The organism is Streptomyces sp. NBC_00457 (assembly GCF_036014015.1).
In the GTDB taxonomy this organism is placed as follows: Bacteria; Actinomycetota; Actinomycetes; order Streptomycetales; family Streptomycetaceae; genus Streptomyces.
This window is the reverse complement of record NZ_CP107905.1, coordinates 9,478,090-9,494,251: the sequence shown is the minus strand read 5'-3', so window position 1 is coordinate 9,494,251 and position 16,162 is coordinate 9,478,090. Positions and strand designations below refer to the sequence as shown.

14 protein-coding genes are annotated in these 16,162 nt (G+C 71.8%); 4 read left to right on the top strand and 10 right to left on the bottom strand.

The window, feature by feature from the left end; translation table 11 throughout:
* The first annotated feature begins 7 nt into the window (after positions 1-7).
* Complete coding sequence (locus OG828_RS43400) at positions 8-1,462, top strand: glyceraldehyde-3-phosphate dehydrogenase (RefSeq protein WP_328505040.1); 1,455 nt, start codon at positions 8-10, stop codon at positions 1,460-1,462.
* A gap of 96 nt (positions 1,463-1,558) precedes the next feature.
* Positions 1,559-2,227: a DUF4328 domain-containing protein gene (locus tag OG828_RS43395; protein ID WP_328504267.1), complete on the top strand. Its 669-nt coding sequence runs from the start codon at positions 1,559-1,561 to the stop codon at positions 2,225-2,227.
* Between the two features lie 87 nt (positions 2,228-2,314).
* On the opposite strand, the gene OG828_RS43390 is transcribed toward OG828_RS43395, so the two are convergent.
* The 9 genes from OG828_RS43390 to OG828_RS43350 form a co-directional block, all read right to left on the bottom strand.
* Entirely contained in the window at positions 2,315-2,728 is a 414-nt protein-coding gene (locus OG828_RS43390; protein ID WP_328504266.1) for a VOC family protein, read from the bottom strand.
* A 113-nt stretch (positions 2,729-2,841) separates the two neighbouring features.
* Positions 2,842-3,531, bottom strand: coding sequence for a class F sortase (locus OG828_RS43385; protein ID WP_328504265.1), 690 nt, complete (start codon positions 3,529-3,531; stop codon positions 2,842-2,844).
* A gap of 128 nt (positions 3,532-3,659) precedes the next feature.
* On the bottom strand, positions 3,660-4,316 hold the full coding sequence (locus tag OG828_RS43380) for a hypothetical protein (protein WP_328504264.1): 657 nt from the start codon (positions 4,314-4,316) through the stop codon (positions 3,660-3,662).
* Positions 4,317-4,497: 181 nt separating this feature from the next.
* Positions 4,498-5,298, bottom strand: coding sequence for an ABC transporter ATP-binding protein (locus OG828_RS43375; RefSeq protein WP_328505039.1), 801 nt, complete (start codon positions 5,296-5,298; stop codon positions 4,498-4,500).
* Between the two features lie 5 nt (positions 5,299-5,303).
* Complete coding sequence (locus OG828_RS43370; RefSeq protein ID WP_328504263.1) at positions 5,304-6,326, bottom strand: ABC transporter ATP-binding protein; 1,023 nt, start codon at positions 6,324-6,326, stop codon at positions 5,304-5,306.
* A 6-nt stretch (positions 6,327-6,332) separates the two neighbouring features.
* On the bottom strand, positions 6,333-7,184 hold the full coding sequence (locus tag OG828_RS43365) for an ABC transporter permease (protein WP_328504262.1): 852 nt from the start codon (positions 7,182-7,184) through the stop codon (positions 6,333-6,335).
* Positions 7,181-8,134 carry an ABC transporter permease gene (locus tag OG828_RS43360; protein ID WP_328504261.1) on the bottom strand — a complete coding sequence of 318 codons (954 nt, stop codon included), beginning with the start codon at positions 8,132-8,134 and terminating at the stop codon, positions 7,181-7,183. The genes OG828_RS43365 and OG828_RS43360 overlap by 4 nt, the downstream gene beginning before the upstream one ends.
* A gap of 6 nt (positions 8,135-8,140) precedes the next feature.
* The gene (locus OG828_RS43355) at positions 8,141-9,784 is read right to left on the bottom strand and encodes an ABC transporter substrate-binding protein (RefSeq protein WP_328504260.1); all 1,644 of its coding nucleotides are present in this window, start codon (positions 9,782-9,784) and stop codon (positions 8,141-8,143) included.
* Between the two features lie 76 nt (positions 9,785-9,860).
* Positions 9,861-11,018 carry a C45 family peptidase gene (locus OG828_RS43350; RefSeq protein WP_328504259.1) on the bottom strand — a complete coding sequence of 386 codons (1,158 nt, stop codon included), beginning with the start codon at positions 11,016-11,018 and terminating at the stop codon, positions 9,861-9,863.
* A gap of 111 nt (positions 11,019-11,129) precedes the next feature.
* Between OG828_RS43350 and OG828_RS43345 the strand changes: the two genes are divergently transcribed.
* Together OG828_RS43345 and OG828_RS43340 are read left to right on the top strand one after the other, a co-directional pair.
* A complete protein-coding gene (locus OG828_RS43345) occupies positions 11,130-12,035 on the top strand; it encodes a MurR/RpiR family transcriptional regulator (RefSeq protein WP_210571438.1) in 906 nt (301 codons plus the stop codon).
* A 123-nt stretch (positions 12,036-12,158) separates the two neighbouring features.
* On the top strand, positions 12,159-12,878 hold the full coding sequence (locus OG828_RS43340; protein WP_328504258.1) for an FAD binding domain-containing protein: 720 nt from the start codon (positions 12,159-12,161) through the stop codon (positions 12,876-12,878).
* On the opposite strand, the gene OG828_RS43335 is transcribed toward OG828_RS43340, so the two are convergent.
* Positions 12,879-16,061 carry an amidohydrolase family protein gene (locus OG828_RS43335; RefSeq protein WP_328504257.1) on the bottom strand — a complete coding sequence of 1,061 codons (3,183 nt, stop codon included), beginning with the start codon at positions 16,059-16,061 and terminating at the stop codon, positions 12,879-12,881.
* Between the last annotated feature and the right edge of the window lie 101 nt (positions 16,062-16,162).

Below are 16,162 nucleotides of genomic sequence, written 5' to 3'. Positions count from 1 at the left end.
GGATCCTGTGACTGTCACCGAGGACTCGTTCACCAACTGGAAGAACCGCGAGGAGATCGCGGAGTCGATGATCCCGATCATCGGGAAGCTGCACCGCGAGCGGGACGTGACCGTCCTGCTGCACAGCCGCTCTCTGGTGAACAAGTCGGTGGTGAGCATCCTCAAGACACACCGCTTCGCCCGGCAGATCGCCGGCGAGGAACTGTCGGTCACGGACACCCTGCCGTTCCTGCGGGCCATCACCGCGCTCGATCTCGGCCCCTCGCAGATCGACCTCGGCATGCTGGCGGAGACGTACCGGGCCGACGACCGGGGTCTGTCGGTGGCCGAGTTCACCGCCGAGGCCGTAGCCGGCGCCACGGGAGCCAACAAGATCGAGCGCCGTGAGCCGCGTGACGTCGTCCTCTACGGCTTCGGCCGCATCGGCCGCCTCGTCGCCCGGCTGCTGATCGAGAAGGCCGGCTCCGGCAACGGTCTGCGGCTGCGCGCCGTGGTCGTGCGCCAGGGCGGCGAGCGGGCCGTCGAGGATCTCGTCAAGCGCGCCTCGCTGCTGCGCCGCGACTCCATCCACGGCCAGTTCCAGGGCACCATCACCGTCGACGAGGCGAACAGCACGATCATCGCCAACGGCAACGAGATCAAGATGATCTACGCGAGCGACCCGTCCGAGGTCGACTACACGGCGTACGGCATCAAGGACGCCATCCTCATCGACAACACCGGCAAGTGGCGCGACCGCGAGGGCCTGTCCCAGCATCTGCGCCCCGGCATCGACAAGGTCGTGCTGACCGCGCCGGGCAAGGGCGACGTCCCCAACATCGTGCACGGCGTCAACCACGACACGATCAAACCGGACGAGCAGATCCTGTCCTGTGCCTCCTGCACCACCAACGCGATCGTCCCGCCGCTGAAGGCGATGGCCGACGAGTACGGCGTGCTGCGCGGCCACGTGGAGACCGTCCACTCGTTCACCAACGACCAGAACCTGCTGGACAATTACCACAAGGCCGACCGGCGTGGCCGCTCCGCGCCGCTCAACATGGTGATCACCGAGACGGGCGCCGCCTCCGCCGTCGCCAAGGCTCTGCCCGACCTCAAGGCCCCGATCACCGGCAGCTCGATCCGGGTCCCGGTCCCGGACGTCTCGATCGCCATCCTCAGCCTGCGGCTCGGCCGCGAGACCACCCGCGAAGAGGTTCTGGACCACCTCCGCGACGTCTCGCTCACCTCGCCCCTGCGACGCCAGATCGACTTCACCAGCGCCCCCGACGCCGTCTCCAGCGACTTCATCGGCTCCCGCCACGCCTCGATCGTCGACGCCGGCGCCACGAAGGTCGACGGCGACAACGCCATCCTCTACCTCTGGTACGACAACGAGTTCGGCTACTCCTGCCAGGTCATCCGTGTCGTCCAGCACGTCTCCGGGGTGGAGTACCCGACCTATCCGGCCATGGCGGTCTGACCACCCGTCTTCGTGACGGTGCCGTGTCCGGTTGCGCACGGCACTGTCACCCTGGGTATCTGGCGCGGGCGGTTGCCCGCACGGCAGGATGTCCGGGTGAAAGATCAAATAGCCCCGTCGGCCCTACGCCCGGTCCGCGGAACCGCCCTGTGCGCCGTCGCCGCCCTCGTCCTCGTCGGTGCGGCCTGGGCGGCCCGAGCCGTCTGGCAGATCCGGCTCGCGGCAGCGGGACAGCCGGCTTCCGGACCACCGGACCAGGGCGACGGCGTACACCGCCCGCTGACCGGCCTCGAGGACGCCTACCACATCGTCAGTTCCCTGGGAGACGCGGCCACGGTGGTCTGCGCCATCGCCTTCATCACCTGGCTGTGGCGCGTCCGGGACAACGCCTACGTCCTTTCGGGACAGCGGCCCCGATACGCCTGGCCGTGGATCTACCTCGGCTGGATCATCCCCATCGCGAACCTGTGGATCCCCCGCGGCCTCGTCGCCGACATTCACCGCACCGGCGTCCCCGATCGGCCGCTGCCGCGCGTCGTGAACTGGTGGTGGGCACTGTGGCTGGTCGGGTTGGTCAGCGGAGTGGGGCTGATGTACACCGACTCCAAGGACGAGGTCATCGCGCGTGCCTACTCCGATGTCGGGGTGCTGCTGGCGGCCGACGCGGCCATGGTGGGTGCGGCCGTGGCGGGCGCACTGATGGTCCGTGCCCTCACCTCGGCGCAGGAAGACCGCCGGGCTGCCCAAGGCGCCGCGCTCCAGTGAGCCGAGGCTCGAGTCGGCACGGGAGTCGCGCCACAGGTACGCCCGCCGACGGCCCCGAACAGAGGGGCCGTCGGCGGGCGGCTGCAGTCAGCTGCTCTGCTGGACGATGTCGACCATCCACGGGATGCCGAAGCGGTCCGTGCACATCCCGAAGATGTCGCCCCACATCTGCTTCTCGAACGGCACGGACACGGTGCCGCCGTCGGACAACTTCTCCCAGTACCCGCGCAGCTCGGCGTCGTCGTCGCCGCTCAGACTCACGGAGAAGTTGTTGCCCGGGTTGTTCGGCATTCCGGGCGGGGCGTCGGCGCCCATCAGGGTGTAGCCGCTCGGGGTCTCCAGCATGCCGTGCATGATCTTGTCGGCGTTGGGCGCGTCCGACTGCCCGAACTCGCCGTAGGTGTTGACCTTCAGCGTGCCGCCGAAGACCTCTTGGTAGAACTCCAACGCCTGCCTGGCGTCGCCGTCGAAGCTGAGGTATGGGTTGAGGCGCGAGGCCATGGATCCTCCCGGAAATGTGGCTGAAAGCCGATGCCAAGGACGCTAGCGCGCGGCACTGACAACGGCCCGTCCTGCAGGCCCACATGGAGCACACACGGGCACACGGGCCGACCTCAGACGAGGTGGGCGAAGACGACGAGGTTCTCCGTGTAGTCCTTGGCGCTGCGGTCGTAGTCCCCGGCGCAGGTGATGAGCCGGACCTGGGCCTGCGGGGTGTCGGCGTACACCCGCTCGTCGGGGAAGCTGTCCTTCTCGAAGGTCTCCACGCTGTCGACCACGAACGTCGCGATGCGCCGGTCGGCTCGCTTCACCCGGAACCGGTCGCCCTTCTCCAGCTCGCCGAGTTCCGCGAACACGGCCGGAGACGTCGCCGTGTCCACGTGCCCGGCGATGATCGACGTACCCGCCTCCCCCGGGGACACGCCCTTGGCGTACCAGCCCACGAGATTGACCTCGTCCGCCGGTGGGGCCTCAAGCTGTCCCGAGCGGCCGATGGCGAGAGGGGTGAAGGGCGCGTCGACCGAGATCTTCGGGATACGCAGACGGATCGGTGTGGACCGCGGCATGTGCTTTCCGGCTCGGGGCGTCGCGGAAGAGGACGAGGCCGGGGACGCCGACGACGTGGCGGCCGGTGCGGCATGGTGCGCGTGTCCGGTTCCGGACGGCTCGTCCTCACCGCCGAACACGCTCACTGCCACGACGACCAGGGCGACCCCACTCCAGAAGATCGTCGCGAGTCTGCGGGATCCCAGCGACGTGGGCGCCGTTTCGGCGTCGGTAGGGGAAGGAGGGCTGGCTGCCATCGGACACCACCTCACTCGGGCACGGCAGCGGACTCATCTCGCGATCTCGCCGGAAGGGCGAGCCGGGCCGCCACGACGCCAGGGGGACGTGCGGCGGCCTCGGCGGTCATGTCGTCGGCATCGGGCAGTCAGGCCGCGCCCTCGGGGGCCTGCTTGCGCCGCAGCGCGTACATGCCGGTCCCGGCCACGCCCAGCATGGCCAGCCCGGCGGCCGTCACGCCCGGTGAGGCGAGCGCGCCGCCGCCGGTGTGCACGCCGCCGCGCGGCTTGTGGTGGTCGGGCTTCCCGGACTGGTCGTGGTGCTCGCCGCGCCCCTCGTCGTGGTTGTGCTCGCCGCGCCCCGAGTCGTGGTCGTGCTCGCCCCGCCCCGGGTCGTGCTCGCCGCGTCCCGCGTCGCCGCCGTGCTCATGGTCGTGTTCACCGCGCCCCGAGTCCTTGCCGTGCTCACCGTCGTGCCGGTGGCCCCAGGAGTCCTCGTCGCTTCGGCCGTGGTCGTCCCGGTAGGTGTTCGGGTCGTGCTTGGGGTCCCTGGCCGAGCCCCAGTCGTCCTGGTTCACCAGGGCCAGCGCTCCGCCACCCGTGTGCATCCCGCCGCGCGGCATGTCGTGCCTGCTGTCCTTGTCGTGCTTCTTGCCGTAGGAAGAGTCTTCGTCGTGGTCCTTCTCCTTGCCGTAGGAGGAGTCGTCGCGGTCCCACTCACCTGTCGAGTCGGCGTAGGCGGGTGCGGCGATCGCGAGCGCGGCCGTGGCCGCGGCTGTCGCGGCCAGCATGCGTGCAGAGCGCATCTGTGAATCCTTCCGTCACACCCGGGCAGCTGGCGTTTCGCCAGCTGGGTGACCCGGCCTTGACGTGATCCACCGTCAGCCGAACCGGACGGTCCCACCATTCGGGGCGATCACACGGGTTACCCCGGCACCCCGGACGGCGGTATCCCGGACGCGCCCTCCCCCACCGGCCGCCGGGCCCCTACAGCCGGGCTTCGGCCGGGTCCCAGCCCTGGCGGGGCACCGAGGCGAGGAGCCGCCGGGTGTACGCGTGCTCGGGGGCGCTGAGCACGCTCGGGGTCGGGCCCTGCTCGACCACGACACCCCGGCGCATCACCACCGTCTCGTCGGTGATGTGGTGCACGACGGCCAGGTCATGGCTGACGAAGACGAGCGCCACGCCCGTGGCGCGTCGGATGTCGCCGAGGAGCTGGAGGATCTGGGCCTGGATCGACACGTCGAGCGCGGCGACCGCTTCGTCGAGGACCAGGATCCGTGGTTCGACGGCGAGTGCCCGGGCGATGGCGAGGCGCTGCCGCTGGCCGCCGGAGAGTTCGTGCGGCTTGGCGTCCGCCTCGCGGGTGCCCAGGCCGACCTGGTCGAGCAGGGCGGCGACATGGGTGTCCGTCGAGGGGTGGCCGTGCAGCCCGAGCGCGATGCGCAGGCACTGGCGGGCCGTGAGCCGCGGGTCGAGTGAGACGTAGGGGTCCTGGAAGACCATCTGGATCTCACGTGCCCGGGCCAGCCGGTCGCGGCGGGTGCGTCGTCCGCGGCCGGGTGTGCGGTCCTTTCCGTTCACCGTGATCGTGCCGGAGTCGGGCCGGGTCAGGCCGACGAGCATCCGGGCGACGGTGCTCTTGCCCGACCCGGACTCCCCCACGATGCCGACGGAGCCGCCGCGGGGAACGGTGAAGGAGACCTGGTCGGCGGCGGTGAGCCGGTCGCCGTCCGGCAGCCGGTAGGTCTTGCGCACGGCGTCGACGACGAGCAGGGGCGTGGCGATTTCCTTCACCGTGTACTCCCGGTGGCCTGCGCGGCCGGATCGAGCTGGTCGGACGGGGCAGGGACGTCGACGTCCGGCAGGTCGGGCAGACGGCGGCACGCTGCCACGCCGCCGCCCGGGACCGGGAGCGGCTCCGGCTGCCAGGTGTCGCAGGCCGGTTCGGCGTGTGCGCACCGGGGGGCGAAGGGGCAGCCGGGGAACGTGTCCGCGAGCGAGGGCGGGCGGCCGGGGATCGGGGCCAGGGGCCGGGTCGTCTCGCCCAGTTCGGGTGAGCACGCCAGCAGCCCGCGGGTGTAGGGGTGGCGGGCGTCGGAGAAGAGGCGGTGCGCGTCCTGCTCCTCGGCGACGCGGCCCGCGTACATGACGTACACCCTGTCGCAGTAGGCGGCGGCCAGGTGCAGGTCGTGGGTGATGAACAGCAGCCCCAGGTCGCGCTGCTCGCGCAGGGTGCGCAGCAGGGCGAGGATGTCGGCCTGCGTGGTGACGTCCAGCGCGCTGGTGGCCTCGTCGGCGAGCAGCAGCGCGGGCTCGGTGGCGAGGGCGCCGGCGATGACGACGCGCTGCAGCATGCCGCCGGACAGTTCGTGGGGATGCTGCCGGACGTGTCGTTCGGGGTCCGGCAGGCCTACGGCGTCGAGGAGTTCGACGGCGCGGCCGCGGGCGGCGCGCTTGTCCGTGGTGCCGGTGCGGGCCAGCCGTTCGGTCAGGAAGTCCCCGATCCGGCGTACCGGGTTCAGCGCGGAGCGCGGGTCCTGGTGGACCATGGCGACCGTGCGGGAGCGATGCTCGCGCAGCCGTGCGCCGGTCAGGGACAGGGCGTCGGTGCCGTCGACCAGGACGCGGCCCTCGGCCCGCGCGTCGTCGGGGAGGATGTTCAGCACGGCCTTGGCGGTGGTGGACTTGCCGGAGCCGGATTCGCCGACGAGGCCGACGACCTCTCCGCTGCGGACCCGCAGGGACACGTCCGCGAGCAGGGGCCGGGCGGCGCCGGGCAGCAGCACGGTCAGGTTCTCGATGTCGAGCAGCATGGCGGGCTACCTCCTGGCGCCGAGCCGGTCGGCGGCCCAGACGCCGACCACGTTGAAGGCCACCACGACGGCGGCGATGGCGGTACCCGGCACGAGTGCGGGGAGCAGGGCACCCTGGACGATCGCGGCCTGTCCCTCCTGCACCATGAGCCCCCAGTCGGAGCTGGGCGGCTGGGCGCCGAAGCCGAGGTAGCTGAGGGTGGCGAGGCTCATCAGGGACTCGCCGAACAGGACCACCAGATAGCCGGCGATCGAGCGGGCGAGGTTGGGCACGAGGTGGGCCACGCAGATCCGGGCGCCGCTCATGCCCTGGACGCGGTAGGCGTCGATGTAGGACTTGGACCGTTCGGCCAGGGCGACGCTGCGGGTGTACTTCGCGATCGTCGGGGCGAAGGCCAGCCCGAGCGCGATCACGGACGTGGTCATCCCGGTGCCGAACACGGCGATGATCAGCACGACGAACAGCAGGCCCGGGAACGCGTACATGACGTCGGTGATCCGGGAGACCAGCGTGTCCACCCAGCCGCCCCGCCACGCCGCGACCGTGCCGAGGGTGACGCCGAGGACGGCGGCCAGCAGGAGCAGCAGCAGCGGAGCGATCAGGCTCGTGCGGGCTCCGTAGAGGACGCGGGAGAGCAGGTCCTGGCCGGAGGCGTCGGTGCCGAGGGGGTGGGCGCCGGTGGTGCCGGCCAGGGACGACGACAGGTCTACGGCGTCCGGTGCGTACGGCGCGAGCAGTGGGGCGAGTACGGCGGCGAGCACCACCAGCCCGAGGAAGGCGCCGGAGACGAGCACGCCCAGGGGGCGGCGGGGGCGCATTCGCAGAGGGAGAAGGACGCCGGCGGGGACGGCGGTCATGCGGGGCTCCTCATGCTCTTGAGGCGCGGGTCGAGCAGGGGGTGCGCGAGGTCCACGACGGTGGTGACGACGATGTACGAGGTGACCATGAGCAGCAGGACCGCCTGGGCGACCGGGAAGTCATGGCTGTTGATGGCGCCGACCAGCAGGGAGCCGATGCCGCTGATCCCGAAGACGGTCTCGATGGCGACGGTGCCGGCGAGCATGCCCGCGGTGACCAGACCGCACATGGTGACGATCGGGCCCAGCGCGTTGCGCAGGACATGCCGGCGGATGATCTCCCGTTCGGGCAGTCCGGCGGCCCGGGCCACCGCCACATGCTCGGCGGTGCCCGCGTCCACCATGGCCTGGCGGGTGACCCGGCTGATGACGGCGAGCGCGCCGAGGGCCATGGCCACGGCGGGCAGGGTCAGGTGGTGGAGGGTTCCGGCGAAGCCCTCGCCGCCGCCCGTCACCGGGAACCAGCCGAGTTCGACGCCGAACAGGGCGACCAGGGCGATGCCGCCGACGAAGGACGGCACGGACGCGGTGAGGGTGGTGCCGCCGACCACGGCCGAGTCGACCCAGGTGCCGCGCCGGACGGCGGCGAGGATGCCGGCGCCGACGCCCAGGACGACGAACAGGACGGTGGCGTAGCCGACGAGGGCGAGCGTGGTGGGAAAGCGCGCCCCGAGCAGGTCGGTGACCTGGTCGCTGTACTGGAAGGAGCGGCCGAGGTCGAGGTGTACGCAGTCCCAGAGCCAGCGGCCGTACTGGACGACCAGGGGCTCGTCGAGGTGGTACTGCTCCCGGACCGTGGCGAGCCGCTCCGGGGTGAGCTTGTCGCGTCCGCCGGCCAGGAAGACGGCGGGGTCGCCGGGGGCCGCGTACACGGCGGCGAAGATCACGAAGGATGCCGCCAGCAAGGTGGCCACCAGTCCCGCGATCCGCCGTCCAAGGGCGCCGATCATGGTTGTTCAGCCCTTCTTCGCGCCGAGCCGCGCGGCCCACGGTGAGTAGAGGTACGCCATGGAGGCCGGCGGGCCCGTCAGCTCGTCGCTCAGGACGAGGACGGTCGGCATCTGGGCGACGGGGACCCACACGGCGGACTCACTGAAGAGCCGCTGGGCGTCGATGACGAGGGCTGCGCGCTTGCGGTCGTCGATCGTGCGCAACGCTTCTTCGATCTTGCTGTCGAAGGCGGCGCTGCTGAATCCGACCCAGTTGTTGGAGCTGTCGGAGACGCCGTTGTCGTAGAAGCCGGCCGGATCGCTCTTGGAGATGTACCAGTCGGCCACCAGGACGTCGATGTCCGCACGGGCCTCCTGGTCGCCGTAGAACTCTCCGTACGTGGCGGAGGGAACCGTCTTGATCTGTGCCTTGAGGCCGATCTGGGTCAGGGCGGCGCGTACGGCGTTGGCGATGACGAGGCGGCCCTGGGTGCTGTCGGTGCCGATCACGATGGGGGTGTCGGGCGCGGACTTGGCGTTCTTGACGAGGTCCTTCGCCGCGGCCAGATCCTCCGCGTCGGGCTTGGTGGGGGCGCCGGTGAGCTGCTTCTGGGCGGCTTCGAACGCGGCCTTCTCGTAGCCCCAGGCCCCGGAGCCGACGGCGGTGGCCCACGGCTGAACGAGTCCGCCGTAGCCGGACTTGGCGATGCCCTCGCGGTCGAGGGCCAGGGACAGGGCCTTGCGGACGTCGGGGTCGGCGAGTCCGCCGCGTTCGGTGGGGATGAGGGCGAGGGCGGCGGTGCTCGGTCCGTAGTGCTGGTCGAGGCCGGACTTCCCGCGCAGGGCGGCGGCCGAGGAGACGGTGTCGAGGTAGGCGCCGTCGGCGGCGCCGGTGCTCAGCGCGTTGACCATCGCGCTGTCCGCGGCCCAGCGGAAGACGACCCGCTTGGTCAGCGGCTGCTCGCCCCAGTAGTCGTCGGAGCGGGTGAGGGTGATCGAGTCGCCGGACTTCCAGCCGGTCAGCTCGTACGGTCCCGAGCAGGCGTCGCCCTGGCCGGGCGTGCCGAAGTCGTCGCCCGCCTTCTCGACCTGCTCGCGGTTGTAGACGAGCCCGGCGTCGCCCGCGAGCGCCTTGGTGAACAGGGCGTCGGGCTGCTTGAACGCGACGGTGATCTCGCGGTCGCCGGTCTTGGTCATCCGGCTCACGTTCGCGAACTCGTCGGACTGCTCCATCTCCGGCTCGGCGTGACGCCGCAGGCTGGAGAGGACGTCGTCGGCGGTCATCGCGGAGCCGTCGTGGAAGGTGACGTCGTCGCGCAGGGTCAGGACGAGGGTCCTGGCGTCCGGCCTGGTCTCCCTCGCCACGAGGGAGGGGCTCACGGACATGTCCGGCTGGAGCTGGTAGAGGCGTTCGCAGACGTTGCTCAGGACGGTGCGGCCGGCGCTGCCGCCCTGGGTGTCGAGGTCGAGGGACTCGGGTTCGTCCTCGAGCAGCCAGTTCACCGAGTCGACGGCGCCTTTGGCCGCGGCGGTGGTCGGGGTGAGCTTCAGCTTCGAGACGTCGACGTTCGCGGTGCCCTCGGCGGAACCGGTGTCGGCGCCGCTGCACGCGGCGGTCAGGGTCATCGCGCCGGCGAGGCCGACGGCGGCGAGACAGGTCGAGAGTTTCATGGCGGGGCTCCTGGGCGGAGTGGGGCTGGGAGGAGGGCGGGGAGCTTCGGCATGTGCGGGGTGCCGGGAGACCGGATCAGTTCGGGGCGTGGGGGCCGTCGTAGAGGTTCCAGGGCAGGTGCTGGTACTCGCGGTCGCAGGGGGTGCCGGCCGTGACGTGGTAGTCGCCCGCGGTGAGGTCCACACAGGAGGACACGAGCGTGGTCCAGTGCTTGATCTCGGGCGTGCGGGGATCGGCGTGGGTGCAGAGGGACTCGGGGAAGCCGAGGTGGTCCGACATCGCCTGCTTGATCAGCTTGCGGGACTCGTCCGGGCCGGTGGCCTCGCGCAGCAGACGCAGACCGTCCTCGGCGCGGGGGACGCGGACGAGCGAGTCGGGGGAGATCGGCCGGTAGTCCGCGGCGAGGGCGGCGGGGACGCCGGCCTGGTAGTGGTTGCCGTGCACGAGCAGTCCGTCGGCCGGGTACATCCAGCCGTGCCCTGCCGGGGTGGTCTCGATGTCGACGGCGAAGCCTTCACGGCAGGTCAGCAGGGCGTTGCTGGCGATGTGCGCACGGGTCCGGCAGAGCACCTCCAGTGCGTCCGTGATGCTCGACTGGTCCAGGACGCTGCGCCGGATCACGGTCTGCGGCAGGCCCACGGCGTCGTCGAAGCGTCCGCCGAGGCCGTTGGCGTTGAGGGCGATGCCCGCGGAGTTGGCGCCCTGGCGGCCGATCTGCCCGGCCTCCACCTGCATGATCACGGTGGGCTTCGGCGGCTGGACGATCCGGAGCATGACGACGGTGTCGCCGACTCCGGCCCGCCAGTCCCAGTTCTGGCCCGCCCACACATGGCCGTCGCCGCTCGCCGGGCCGTACGCGGCGAACGAGGTGCAGCCCTCGGCGGGCTCCTCCGCGGGTACGGTCGTACGCCCTTCCCGCATCCGCGCGAAGGAGTCGTCGTAGATGACCTCGCCGCGTGCGTTCAGCGCGAGCACGTCGAGCAGGTCGACGCCGGCGCCGTCGGCGATGCCCTGCATCTCCTCCAGCAGGTGGGGCGCGTAGTCACGGACGGGCTCCAGCCAGCGGGCGGCACGCGCGGTGACCTGCGGCCAGGTCAGGCCCGAGGACACCCCGAAGGCCTCCGCGTAGTAACCGAGGGCGGCGCCCAGCTGGGGGGCCACGGCCTCTCCGTACTGCCGACCCCTCTGGGACGGGGTCCCGGAGATGTCAACGACCGGAAGGCTGCGTTTCATTGAGAGGCTCCTAGAAGGACCGACGTGCCGTAACATTCGTTCCAGGTGTTCATGTTCCTGGAACGAGTTGTTCAGAGCGTAACGACGATGCCACGGGAGTCAAGAGTCGTAATGGAAATTTCACAGGCAGGCAGTGCGGCCCCGGGAGGCCTGACCCGGCTGCGGGCCACCGTCCGGGAGCTGTGGGACGAGCTGTCCGCCTCCGAGCGGACGGTCGCGCAGTATCTGGTGAGCGCCCCGGTGGAACAGGTGATGTTCGCCAGCACCCAGGAGCTGGGCACCGCGAGCGGCACCAGCAACGCCACCGTCGTACGCGCCCTCCAACGCCTGGGATACGCCGGACTGCCCGCGCTCAAGCGGGAGTTGGCCGCCGACTTCACCGCCGCCCAGGCCCCCGACGTCCGGCTCGCCCAGCGCATCGCCCATGTCGGCAAGGACCTCGACAAGATCTGGAACGACGTCTTCGACGAGACGCAGGAACGCGTCGACCAGTGCCGCCGACTCGCCGACACCAAGGCCCTGGAGCGAGCGGTCACGGTCCTGGCCGAGGCCCGCGAGGTGCTCTGCTACGGAGTGGCCGCCTGCGAACTGGCGGCACGCCACCTGTCCCGCTCCCTCGGCCGCATCGGCCGCCGGGCCCGCTTCGTCGGAGACACCGGCTTCGCCCTCGCCGACGCGCTGCTCGCTCTCGGCCAGGGCGACGCCGTCGTGATCTTCCAGCCGGGACGGCCGCTGTCGGAACTCACCGTGCTCGTCGAACGGGCCCGCGCCGTCGGCGCCCGGGTCGTCTTCGTCACCGACGAACTGAGCGAGGCTTTCGGGGACCGCGTCGACTCGGTCCTCCTCGCCCCCTACACCCCGACCGGAAGCACCAATGAAGCGCTGACCGGCCTCGTCGTCGCGGACGTCCTCCTGCTCGCCCTCACCACGCTCGACGAGACGTCAGCCGTCGAGCACGCCCACCAGCTCGACGCCCTGCGTGGCCAGTTGCTCAACCCTGGGGGGCGCACGCGCTGACGCCTTGAGCCCTGTATGCGCCCCGCGTATGTGGGTAAGAATGCGCCATAGAAGTGATCATGTGGCTGAGGTGTCCTGGCGCCTCCACCGCCGCCAACTTTCCGGGAAAGCAGGTCGGTTGCCGTGCAGTTGCGTCTGCCCACGTCCATACCCGAAGTGCAGGAGTGCCTGGCCGACGGGGCGGTGCCGATCGGCGGGGCGACTCTGGTGTGGGCCGCCTGGCAGCGGGACGGCTTCCCCGAACTGGCCGTGTCGCTGCGCGACCTGCCGGAGGCCAACACGATCGGGGCCGAGGAGCTGGGTGCGGCCGTCGTGCTGCATCAGATCGACGACCGGGTGCCGGAGGTGCTGCACCGGGCGGCGGCCGGTGTCGGAACGGGAGCGGTGCGCCGGGCGGCCACGGTCGGCGGCAACCTGGTCGGCAGCACGCTGCGCTGTCTGCTGCCCGCGGCCGTCGTGCTGGACGCCCGCGCGGTGGTGCTGGAACCGGAGGGGCTCTTCGAGACCGACCTCTCGGACGTGCTGGCCAAACACCAACTGCTGGTCGGCCTGCGCTGGAGTGCACCGGTCATCAGCGGCTACCGCAAACTGGAGGCCGAAGCGGGCGGACCGCCGCCCTTCGTCGTCGCCTCCGCCCTGCACGCCGACGACGACGGCACCCGACTGCGCGTCGCCGTCCGCGACGGCTACGAGGTCCTCAGCGGCAGCGTCCCGTGTGCCGAAGACAGCGCGGACGTGCTCGACGCCCTGCACCGCACCGACCTCGGCACACTCGACCCCACCGCGTGGGAGACGGTCCGCCGGCACGTCACCGAACTGCTGACCCGCTCCGTCAGCGGGTGATCAGGCCCCGCTCTCAGGGTCGCAGCACCCTTCGCGCCGCATCTGACGGCTGACCTCCAGCCAGTCCTGGGCAGTGGACGCCCGGTAGGGCTGCGCGGAGCCGAAGGCGTCGACCAGGTCCGCCTGTTCGAAGAGGATGCCGCCGCGCAGGACCGCGACCGTGCGGATCAGGGTGGCGAAGTCGGTGAACGGGTCGCCGTCGACGAGCGTGAGGTCGGCGAGCTTGCCCTCCTCCACCGTGCCCAGATCGTCGTCGGCGCCGAAGACCCGTGCGGGCAGCAGGGTTGCGGTACGCAGCGCGTCGGCCGGTGACAGGCCGGAGCGGTGCAGTGCGCGCAGGGCCAGGTGCAGATGCAGCCCCACCGGGACGAGCGGCTGGTCCGTACCCAGCGCGATCAGTCCACCACCCGCCAGGATGCGCCGGTAGACGTCCATCTCCCTGGACAGCGTTGCCAGTTGGGCGTCGGTGGGCGGGAGCCCCGCCTGCTGCCGTACCAGCGCGGTGTCCCACGGCGGCATCATCGCGGTGACGCGCGGGTCGTCCGCGAGCGCGGGGTCGGCGCCGAGCAGGGGCGCGGCCGTGAACGGCGTGGCCACGAGGTGGAAGCCTGCGCGGGTGTAGATCTCCACGACGTCCTGGTACGCACGCCCCGAGGCGGATGTCGCATGCCCGAACTCCAGCCGCTGCGTGGCCTGCAGATGGGTCGTCAGGTCCTGGCCCAACTGCACACCGGGGGTGCACAGATGGCTGCCGCTGCGCACCCCGAGCCGGTCGTGCCCGAAGTCGGCGGCCTCCTTCATCACCCACCCCGGGGCTCGTACGTACGTCTTCACGAAGTCCCAGTCCAGCGCGGCCCCGCGTGCCAGTGAACGGCGCAGGCCCTCGGGAGTGCGGTGGGCCCGGCCCATGCTGTAGGCGACGCGCGGCCCGTCCAGGAGTTCACCGGTGGCCAGCAGCCGGGGTCCGGCGAGGGCACCGGCGGCGACCGCCTCCCGGACGCGGGCCTGCTCGTAGGCGAAACCGCCCAGCGAGACGGCCGTCGTGACGCCGTAGGCGACTTGGAGGGCGGTCTGGCGGCCCCCGTACGTCGACTGCCAGGGGTGGGTGTGCGCGTCCCACAGACCTGGGATCACCGTGCGGTCGCTCGCGTCGATGCGGCGTACGGCGGGGCGGCCGCCGCGGTGGGGTGAGACCTCCGCGATACGGCCGTCGCGGATCACGACGTCGATGTCCTCGCGCACGTCGGACCCGGTCCCGTCCCAGAGGCGGCCCGCGTGCACGACCGTGTCGGCAGGGCGCGGTCTGCGGTAGTCCAGCGGGACGCGCACGGTACGGGACTTGCCGGTGCCGATGTCGATCAGGCGCAGGGTGCCCGCGGACAGGTACAGGAGGGTGCGCGCGTCGGCGGACCAGGAAGGGTGGTCGGCGGGCTCGGTGGTGAGTTGGCGCGGCTCGCCGTCCGGGGTGCCGTCGGGCCGGACCGGCAGCAGCCACAGCGCCGACTCGGCGACCACGGCCATCCAGCGGCCGTCCGGGGACCAAACGGGCCCGGAGTCGTAGCGGTCCGCGAGCGAGGTGTGCGGCGCGAGGGCGTGCAGGACGGCGGTCCCGGTGGTCGTGTCGACGACCCGGATGAGGTTGTAGCCCTCACGGAAGCGCTGGTTCAGCCGGTTGCGGTCGCACAGCGCCACGTATCGGCCGTCGGGCGACCAGCTGGGGCGGCCGGGCAGTCCCCCAGCTCCGAGGGGCGCGGCGAGGACCCGTTCGGCGCCGTCGGGCAGGTCGCGCACCACCAGGTTGCCGGACATGTCCAGGCAGGCGAGCCGCGTCCCGTCCGGCGAGAGCGCCGGGAAGACCCGGCCGCCCTCGGCGAGCACGGTCTCCTCGCCGGAGCCGAGGTCGTGGCGCCGTACGGCGAGCAGGCCGTCCCGGTCGTCGGAGTACACCAGCGCCCTGCCGTCGGGCGTCCAGGTCGGCGCCAGCACATAGCGGGTGGCGGGGACTTGGAGGACCTTGCGCGGTGCGCGGCCGCCCTTGGTTTCGACGGTCCACAGCGCGTTCAGCGCGGCGAAGGCGACGGAGCGGCCGTCCGGGGACAGGGCGGGCAGGTGCAGGGCGCGGACAGGACGGGTGCCGGCGCCCTCGAAGTCGTACGACTTTCCGCGGTAGCGGGGCCGGTCCACGGGCAGCGTGGCCGTGAACGGGATCTCCTCGCCGTCGCCCGGGGTTTCAGGGTCGACCAGGCGGAAGTGGCCGTCGATGTTCAGCAGCAGGCGCTCGCCGTCCGTCCAGCGGGGCGGCGCCGGAAGGACGTCGCCCGCGAGGGCGACCGGTTCGCCGTCGACGACCAGGGTGCAGGAGGCCGCGGGTGCTGCCGTGGTGCGCAGGTGGACCAAGCGCCCGGTGGGCGAGACGGCGGGGGTCATCAGCTGGGCGCCGGAGTCGTCGGTGTGCTCGGTGGTGACCGGGCCCGAGCCGTCGGCGGCCACCGACACGACGGTGTCCGCGCGGAGGGTGCCCGTCTCGGTGACGGCCGCGCGGACGAACAGCACCCGCTCGCCGTCCGGCGACCAGGTCGGGTCGAAGTCCTCCCAGCGGGCGCCCTGTCCGGGGCCCTCCTGGCCGGGGCGGCCGGTGAGCCGGGTCAGCGCGCCCGTGCGCACGTCCACGACCCAGATGCGGTACGGGGCACCGCTCACGGTGTCGCCGCCGCGCTCGGAGGCGAACGCGATCCGGGTGCCGTCCGGCGACCAGGCCGGGCCCCGGTCGTCCCACGGCCCGTCGGTGAGCTGCCGCAGCCCGGTGCCGTCGGGGCGCAGCGTCCAGAGGTGGAAGCCGCCGCCTCGGTAGGCGCACACGACGAGACGGCTGCCGTCGGGCGAGTACTGCGGGCGCGTGGGTTCGAGGCCGGGCGGGGTGAGGGCGACGGCGGGGCCTCCGGCGCGGGGGACGGACCAGAGAACGTTCTGGACCTCGGCGATCAGCCGGTCCCCGGAGGGGGCGAGGGTCGCGGAACCGCCTGTCGCCGCGGTGAAGGAGAGGGCCGTCGTACCGCCGGATGTCGCGGTCGCGGCGGGCGCGGTGACGGTGGCGAGCGCGGTGGCCGTGGCGGTGGCTTGAAGGAATCTACGGCGGGACAGCGGGCCGGAACGGGGGGCGTCCGAGGTGTCTTCGGTGTCCAAGAGAGCTCCCAGTGCACGGAGTTGGTGTGCCGGACAGGAGAGACCACTGAGGGCAACGTACGGGGCGGTGCCCGCTGACGGACCCCGCCCCGACGTATCTC